This is a genomic window from Nocardiopsis sp. TNDT3 (assembly GCF_003427465.1).
GTDB lineage: Bacteria > Actinomycetota > Actinomycetes > Streptosporangiales > Streptosporangiaceae > Nocardiopsis > Nocardiopsis dassonvillei.
Genome location: NZ_QPFC01000910.1, coordinates 1 through 7532, shown reverse-complemented (window position 1 = coordinate 7532; position 7532 = coordinate 1). Strand labels below are relative to the sequence as shown.

The window sequence follows — 7532 nt, the reverse complement described above, 5'->3', positions numbered from 1 at the left end:
GCGCGAGGTCAGCATGATTCCGCCCAGGGCGGCCAGGGCGGAGGCGATCCCGAACACCGAGATGCGGATCATGTCCACGTTGATGCCGGCGCGGCGCGCCGCCTCGGCGTTGCCGCCGACGGCGTAGACCATGCGGCCGTAGCGGGTCTTGCGCAGGACCAGGTCGAGCACGACCACGAAGCCCACGAAGATCAGGAAGGCCAGCGGCACGCCCTTGTACTGGTTGAGCACCCACACCGCGACCAGGATCGGCACGAACAGCAGGGCCGCCCGGAAGAGGATCTCGGTCCAGGGCTTGTAGGGCAGGTTGGCCTGGCGCCTGCGCCGCTCCACCGCCGCCACGGAGACCACGTACAGGACGACGGCCAGGACGGCGAGCGCCCAGCCCACCACCGGGACGAAGAAGGTCTGCGTCAGCAGCGAGATCGGCCCGCTCGGGCTGGTGTTGATGGTGCCGTCGGCGCCCATCAGGTACAGGTGCAGGCCCTGCCAGCCCAGCAGTCCGGCGAGGGTGACCACGAAGGCCGGTACCCCGAGTTTGGCGAAGACGACGCCGTGGAGCAGGCCCACCACGAGGCCGACGGCCAGGGCCGCGCCGATCGCGAGCCATTCCGAGACGCCCTGTTTGACGGCCAGCACGCCCAGGACCGCGGCGGCCAGTCCGGCGACCGAGCCGATGGACAGGTCGATCTCGCCGAGCAGCAGGACCATGATCACGCCGGTGGTCATCAGGCCGATGGCGGCGATCTGCACCGTCAGGTTGGACAGGTTCTGCGGCGACAGGAACCGGTCGTTGGCCGACTGGAAGACGACGGCGATGAGGATCAGGCCGACGACCACGGGGATCGGGCCCAGTTCGCCGCCGCGCAGGTTGCGGCGCAGGGCGTCGAGCCAGCCCTTGGGCGAGGCCGCCGTGGTCAGCAGGCGCGGGTCGCGCTTGGACTCGGCGGAGCCGCCCGCACCCGTGGCGGGCGCCTTGGAGACGGGGGTCTGCTGGGTCATCACTTGTCCTCCGTGGCCAGGGCCGAGGCGCCGGTGCGCTCGGAGCGGCGGCTGACCGGGTTGTCGGCGGCACCGGTGATGGCGGCCACGATCTCCTCGTAGCTGGTTTCGGCGACGGGGAAGTTCCCGGCGTTGCGGCCCAGGCGCAGGACCACGGCGCGGTCGGCCACCGCGCGCACGTCGGCCATGTTGTGGCTGATCAGCAGCACGCCCAGGCCCTGGTCGCGCAGGCGCTCGATGAGGTCGAGGACCTGGGCGGTCTGGGCGACGCCCAGGGCGGCGGTGGGCTCGTCGAGCATCACCACGCGCGGCTTGCCCAGCAGGGAGCGGGCGATGGCGATGATCTGGCGCTGGCCGCCGGAGAGGGAGGCCACCGGGACGCGCAGGCTGGGGATGCGCACGGACAGCGAGTCCAGCAGTTCCATGGCCCGGCCCTCCATCTCGACCTCGTCGAGGGTGCCCGGGAAGTGCAGTTTCTCGTTACCCAGGAAGAGGTTGCCGACGATGTCCAGGTTGTCGCACAGGGCGAGGTCCTGGTAGATGGTGGCGATCCCCAGGCGCTGGGCGTCGGAGGGGGCGTTGATGCTGACCGGTTTGCCGTCCCAGGTGATGACACCGCCGCTGTCGGCGGGGTGCGCTCCGGAGATGACCTTGACCAGCGTGGACTTGCCGGCGCCGTTGTCGCCGAGCAGGGCGACGACCTCGCCCTCGCCGACGTGGAAGTCGACGTCGCTCAGGGCGCGGACGGCGCCGAAGGTCTTGGAGATCCCGGACAGTTCCAGGACTGGTGTGCTCATGCGTTCGCTTCTCTTCTCTCGCCCTGGCCTGGGACGGCGGGGCGGCGGGGCGCCCCGCCGTTCCGGGCCCGGAACGTCCGCACCGGCTCTACAGGGCTTCCTGGCAGAAGTCCGTGTCGGCGTAGTCGTCGGTGCAGATCTCCTCGATGCTGTAGATCCCGTCCGAGACGACCGTGTCGCCGACGTTCTCCGCGGTGACCGCGATCGGCTCCAGGAGGACGGCGGGGACGGTCTCGCCGCCTCCGTCCTCGACCTCGGTGAGCGTGTGCTCGCCCAGCTCGGGGTCCTCGCCGGTGGCCAGGCCGACGGCCATGGCGGCGGCGACCTGCGCCTCGGGCTGGATCGCCTTGTAGACGGTCATGTACTGCTCACCGGCGATGATGCGCTGGATACCCGCGAGCTCGGCGTCCTGTCCGGTCACCGGGGGCAGGTCCTCCACGCTCACGCCCGCGCTGCGCAGGGCGGAGATGACACCGGAGGCGATGCCGTCGTTGGCGGCGTAGACGCCGGTGATCTCGTCCAGGCCCAGGGAGGTGATGGCGCCCTCCATCTGGGCGTTGGCCTCGTCCGGCGACCACTCGGGGGTGTCGAACTCCTGGCCGACGTCGATCTGGTCCTCGAAGACCCCCATGGCCCCGGCCTTGAAGCTGGCGGCGTTGGGGTCGGTGGGCGAGCCGTGCATGACCACGATCGAGCCGTCACCGGTGCTGCCCTCCTCCTCCAGGGCCTCCAGCAGCGACTCGGCCTGGACCTGGCCGACGCGGTTGTTGTCGAAGGAGACGTACATGTCCGCGCCGCCCTCGGCGAGGCGGTCGTAGGCGATCACGGGCACGCCCTGGGACTTGGCCTCGTTGACCGTCCCGGCCGCGGCGGCGGCGTCCACCGGGTCCAGGACCAGCACGTCCACACCGTCGGTCAGCATGGCCTGGGCCTGGGTCTGCTGCTCACTCACGGACTGGTCCGCGTTGGCGTAGGAGATCTCGCAGTTGGGGCACAGTTCGCCCATCGCCTCCTCGAAGAAGGGGCGGTCGAAGGCCTCGTAGCGGGCCGTGTGCAGGTCGGGCAGGAGCAGTCCGACGTGGAAGCCCTCCTCCACGGTGTGGGTCTCCTGCTCGGCCTCGCCGCCGGTGGTCGTGAGCGAGCCACAACCGGAGACGAGGAGGGCGAGAGCGGCTCCCGCGGCGGCGAAACCGGCAGTCGTGTGCCGCGGTGTGAAGCGTCGTGCGTTCAACGCTGGGTACCTCTCATGACGGGGGATGGGGCGGTGGAACTCGCGAGTGGTGGAGTGAAGTCAAACCCCGCCGCCACCTTGCCGTCAACTCCTGAACACATAACCGAAACATCACGGACCTTGCGTTCAGAGCGTGAAATCACGGAAAACGCAGGCCAGAGCGGAGTTCTGGTCGTGTGAGCTCACGTGAAGGAGTTTCGGTTTTTACCGAGTGACGGCCCGTTCCGGCACTGACCTCGGCGTTCGCCGCCTCGTCAGCCTACGTGAGCACCCCGTCGGGCCCGGGGGCCGCCCGCCGCCCGACCTGCTTCGGGTCCCCGCCGGGGGCCCGCGCTCCCCCGCCACGGGAACGCGGCGCCACCGCTCGACGCCTCGGCGTCACCGGTGGTACGGGAATCAGCTTCGCCTTGGCGAGGAACCCCGGGGCCTCAGCCCCCGGAGGAATCACCGCGCACGCCCCATCGGTCCGCCAGTGATGGGGACACCATGGACTGCTTTGGCTGCGGTCTGTCACTGGCCGGGTGCACGATGGCGGGCGTGTCGAAGATCGTCGTGCAGCTCGGGCTCACGCCGTCGCCCGAGCAGGCGGCGGTGCTGGCTTCGACCCTGCGCGCGCTCAACACCCACGCCACCCGGGTGGCGAAGGTGGCCCACGAGCAGGGCGTGATGCGCGACTACGAGCTGCGCAAGCACACCTACCGGCAGCTGCGTGCGGCCGAGGTGGGCTCACAGGCGGCCCGACACGTGATCAAGAAGGTGTGCGACGCCTACCGCACCCGCCGCGCCAATCTGGACAACGGCGACTACGGGCCGAAGGGATCAGTCCGCCGCACGCGGATCGGGTCCACACCCATTGCCTTCCGCGCGGGCTCGGCGCACCCCTACGACGCGCGCGACCTGTCGTTCGCGATGGACGCGCGCACGATCTCGCTGTGGACCTTCCAGGGCCGGTTGCAGGACGTGCCGTTCACCGGTTCTGCCGACCAGGTCAAGGCGCTGGCCGGGCACAAGCGCGGTGAGGCCGACCTGCTCCGCCGCGACGGCGCCTGGTTCCTCGCGGTGACCGTGGAGGTGCCCGACGCCCCCGAGCAGGAGCCGGACGGGTTCGTGGGGGTGGACCTGAGGATCATCAACATCGCCACCACCAGCGACGGCCAGGTCATGGCCGGGCGCAGGATCAACCGGTACCGCCGCCACCGGCTCAGGCTGCGCCAGAAGTTGCAGGCCAAGGGCACCCGCTCCGCCAAGCGCCTGCTCAGGAAGCGCCGCCGCAAAGAAGCACGGCATGCCGACACCAACCACCAGATCTCCAAACGCATCGTGGCCGAGGCCGAACGCACCGGGCGCGGCATTTCCCTCGAAAACCTGACGGGGATTCGCGCGCGGGTACGGCAACGCAGGCCCCAACGGGCCACGCTGCACTCCTGGTCCTTCCACCAGCTGGGCGCCTTCATCGCCTACAAGGCCCGCCTGAAAGGTGTGCCGGTGGTCTTCGTGGACCCGGCGCACTCCTCACGCGAGTGCGCCGCATGCTCCTACACTCACAGGGCCAACCGGGTCTCACAGGCCTTGTTCATCTGCCGGTCGTGCGGCGTCGTTGCGCACGCGGACCGCAATGCTTCCCGTGTCCTGGCCCGCAGGTGCCAGGAGGCGTGGAACGCGGGGCGGAAGTCACACGTCCCACCCGGCCACCCCTAACGGAGCGGTCGGGTCAGACGCGGTGAACTCCCTCGCACCCAGCGGGGTAGTGCAACCGCACACTCGGTCCCTTCAGGACCAAGAAGCTGACTTCACCTGTTGGGCGGCCATGCGCAGCGCCCCGTACAGCGAGGCGTCCCTGCCCAGCGCGCTCGGCACCAGTTCGAGCCGGTCCAGGGCGCTGCTCAGCGAGCCCAGCTCCATCGACCGGCGCATCGGATCCAGCAGCAGGTCACCGGCCTGGGCCAGTTCCCCTCCCACGACGACCCGGTCCGGGTTGAACAGGTTGGCCACGATCGCCGTGCCCTGGCCCAGCGCGGTGCCCGCCTCGGCGATGATGCGGCGGCTGCCGGGGTCGCCCTCCAGCGCCGCGGCCACCATGTCCGGGATCCGGACGGGGTCGGGGCCGCGGGCCACGTCGGTGTTCTGCGGCAGCATGTCCAGCAGGTAGCTCGCGCCGACGAAGGTCTCCAGGCAGCCCCGGTTGCCGCAGCGGCACACGTGCCCGCGCGGGTCCAGCGCGATGTGCCCGATCTCCCCGGCCGTGCCGCCCGCGCCGCGGAAGAGCTGGCCCGACATCATGATGCCCGCGCCCACGCCGTCGTTGAGGACCAGGTGGACCACGTGCTCGGCGCCCACACCCGCGCCCCGGTGCTGTTCGGCCAGGACCGCGAGGTTGGCGTCGTTCTCGGCCAGCACCTCCAGGCCCAGCCGCTCGGTCAGCTCCCTGGCGGGGCGGAAGCCCGCCCAGCGGGGCAGGCAGGAGATACCGCCGACCTCGCCGGTGCCGGGGTCGATCGGCCCCGGGATGGAGGCCACCACCGAGGACACGGTGCCGCGGTCGACCCGGCTGCGCAGCAGGATGGTCTCGGCCAGCCAGGCGGCGCGGCGCACCCCGCGCTCGGCGTCGGAGGCCACGTCGTAGCCGATCTCCTCGCGGGCCAGCATGTTGCCGTCGCTGTCGCCCACCGCGACGCGGACGCTGTCGGCGGTGAAGTCCACGGCCACGACCGCGCCGGGCTGGCGCACGAGGGTGATCGCCTTGGCCCGGCGGCCGTTGGAGGAGGTGTCGCGCACCAGGACCGTCCCGGCGGCGCGCAGGCCGCGGACGATGTTGGAGACGCTGGCCGCGGACAGGCCGGTGGCCCGGGCCAGCTCGGCCTGGGTTCGGGTGCCCTCCCTGCGCAGCACGTCCACGACCCGCCGCTCGTTGGCCCGGCGCAGGGCTGACTGTGATCCCGGTGTCGCGGCGGCCTCGGTCACCAGGTGCCCCTCCCCCTGCTTTCGTGGCCGCGTTTCGGCGCTGTCGCGAGGAATGCTACAAGCAATGAACGCAAGCTGGAACTTCGCATCCGCCGCGTTAGGGTCCGAAGGTGAGCAGAGCACGCATCAGCACCGCCGAGCCGGGGTGGGCCGACCTCCTGGCCGAGGCGGTGCCGCCGCCCGCCTCGGCCCCGGGCCGAACGCGCGCCGTGGCGGTCGAGGGCCGCTCGGGCGCGGGCAAGAGCACGGTGGCCGACGCGCTGCGCGCGGCGCTGGTCCGGCGGGGCGAGGCCGCGGCCCTGCTGACCATGGAGGACCTCTACCCGGGGTGGCGGGGCCTGGAGGAGGGCTCGGAGCTGCTGCGCGAGTGGGTCCTGGCCCCGCTCTCGCGCGGGGAGCGGGCGGCCTGGCGGCGCTACGACTGGGAGCGGGGGGCGTTCGCACGGGAGTGGACGGCGCTGCCCGGCGACGTGGCGGCGGGCGGGGTCCTCGTGGTGGAGGGCGGCGGTTCCGGTGCCGCCGCCGTGCGCGGCCTGCTGGACCTGCTGGTGTGGGTGGAGGCGCCCGACGACGAGCGCGCGCGGCGGCTGGACGGCCGGTGGGACGCGTCGGTCTACGCGCCGCACCGGCGGACGTGGGCGGAGCAGGAGGAGGCGTTCCACCGGCGCGACCGCCCCCGGGAGCACGCCGACGCGGTGGTCGCCAACCCCGCCCGGTGACCGGCCGCCGGGTGCGGTCAGGCCCCGACCGCTCCCGGCACCTCCCCCTCGCCCCTGGCCGGTCCGCCGGGCTCACGGACGAACCCGGTGATGGCGTCGAGCACGGCCGGGTCGCGGAGCAGCGCGCTGTGCCCCAGGCCCGAGGTGGTGACCAGGCGCGCGCGCCCGTGGTGGGCGGCCAGCGTCAGGTGTGACTGCGCCGCGGGGACGACGGTGTCGTGCTCGTCGTGCAGCAGCAGGAGCGGCTGGGTGAGGGCGGCCCCCTCTCCCGCGGAGAAGCGGGTCCACACGGTCGGATCGCCCCCGAAGTGGTGTCCCTCGACCGCCCGGCGCAGGGCCGCGACGGCGCGGGGGCCCAGGCCGAGCGCCGCGGCGAAGGTGTGGACGGTGAAGGCGAAGTCCGACACCCCGGCCACCAGGACCGCCCGGTCGGCCCCGATCCCCTCGCGCAGGGCGTGCACGGCGAAGGGCGCGCCCAGGGAGTGCGCGACGACGGCCGCGAAGCGCCCGTGGCGGGACTGGAGCAGGCCCATGATCTCGCGCGCGTCCAGGATGGTGCCCACCGGTCCGGGTGTGGCCCCGTGGCCGGGCGCGTCCCAGGAGACGGGGCTGTAGCCGAGGTCGAGCAGCCGCCGGACGAGCGGCGCGAAGCGGGAGGCGCGCGACCTCCAGCCGTGGACGAGCAGGACGGGGAGCGCGCCGTCGCCCCAGGAGTAGGCGGCCACCTCCCATCCGCGTACCCGCAGGGTCTGGACGCGGGCCCGCTCGTGCAGGTCCAGGTCGGCGGCGGCGACGGCGCGCGGGCGGCCCGCGTGGGACCAC

At 72.4% G+C, this 7532-nt stretch carries 7 protein-coding genes; 2 read left to right on the top strand and 5 right to left on the bottom strand.

Going from position 1 to position 7532, the window contains the following annotated elements; genetic code table 11:
* From DQW06_RS21535 to DQW06_RS21525, 3 genes are all read right to left on the bottom strand, one after another.
* Positions 1–1002, bottom strand: a 1002-nt coding sequence (locus tag DQW06_RS21535; RefSeq protein WP_117199190.1) for a sugar ABC transporter permease, incomplete at its 3' end; no start/stop codon positions are given.
* Entirely contained in the window at positions 1002–1799 is a 798-nt protein-coding gene (locus DQW06_RS21530; RefSeq protein ID WP_013153870.1) for an ATP-binding cassette domain-containing protein, read from the bottom strand. The genes DQW06_RS21535 and DQW06_RS21530, both read right to left, overlap by 1 nt.
* An 88-nt stretch (positions 1800–1887) precedes the next feature.
* Positions 1888–3030, bottom strand: a complete 1143-nt coding sequence (locus DQW06_RS21525; RefSeq protein ID WP_071622377.1) for a sugar ABC transporter substrate-binding protein — start codon at positions 3028–3030, stop codon at positions 1888–1890.
* Between the two features lie 528 nt (positions 3031–3558).
* Here DQW06_RS21525 and DQW06_RS21520 point away from each other — a divergent pair.
* Positions 3559–4728: an RNA-guided endonuclease TnpB family protein gene (locus tag DQW06_RS21520; RefSeq protein WP_157983539.1), complete on the top strand. Its 1170-nt coding sequence runs from the start codon at positions 3559–3561 to the stop codon at positions 4726–4728.
* Between the two features lie 72 nt (positions 4729–4800).
* Here the strand turns inward: DQW06_RS21520 and DQW06_RS21515 are convergent, their stop codons facing one another.
* On the bottom strand, positions 4801–5991 hold the full coding sequence (locus tag DQW06_RS21515; protein WP_013153873.1) for an ROK family transcriptional regulator: 1191 nt from the start codon (positions 5989–5991) through the stop codon (positions 4801–4803).
* Positions 5992–6101: 110 nt separating this feature from the next.
* Here DQW06_RS21515 and DQW06_RS21510 point away from each other — a divergent pair, with 110 nt between their 5' ends.
* Positions 6102–6710 (top strand): uridine kinase, encoded by a 609-nt coding sequence (locus tag DQW06_RS21510; RefSeq protein WP_013153874.1) that lies wholly within the window; start codon positions 6102–6104, stop codon positions 6708–6710.
* A gap of 17 nt (positions 6711–6727) precedes the next feature.
* Here the strand turns inward: DQW06_RS21510 and DQW06_RS21505 are convergent.
* Positions 6728–7532: alpha/beta hydrolase (locus DQW06_RS21505; RefSeq protein WP_117199188.1), on the bottom strand; the 805-nt coding region annotated here is incomplete at its 5' end.

What these genes read in the sequence shown, in the direction of transcription:
- DQW06_RS21520 (WP_157983539.1), top strand. Translation starts at nt 3,559, where the DNA reads ATGGCGGGCGTGTCGAAGATCGTCGTGCAGCTCGGGCTCACGCCGTCG.
- DQW06_RS21530 (WP_013153870.1), bottom strand. Translation starts at nt 1,799, where the DNA reads ATGAGCACACCAGTCCTGGAACTGTCCGGGATCTCCAAGACCTTCGGC.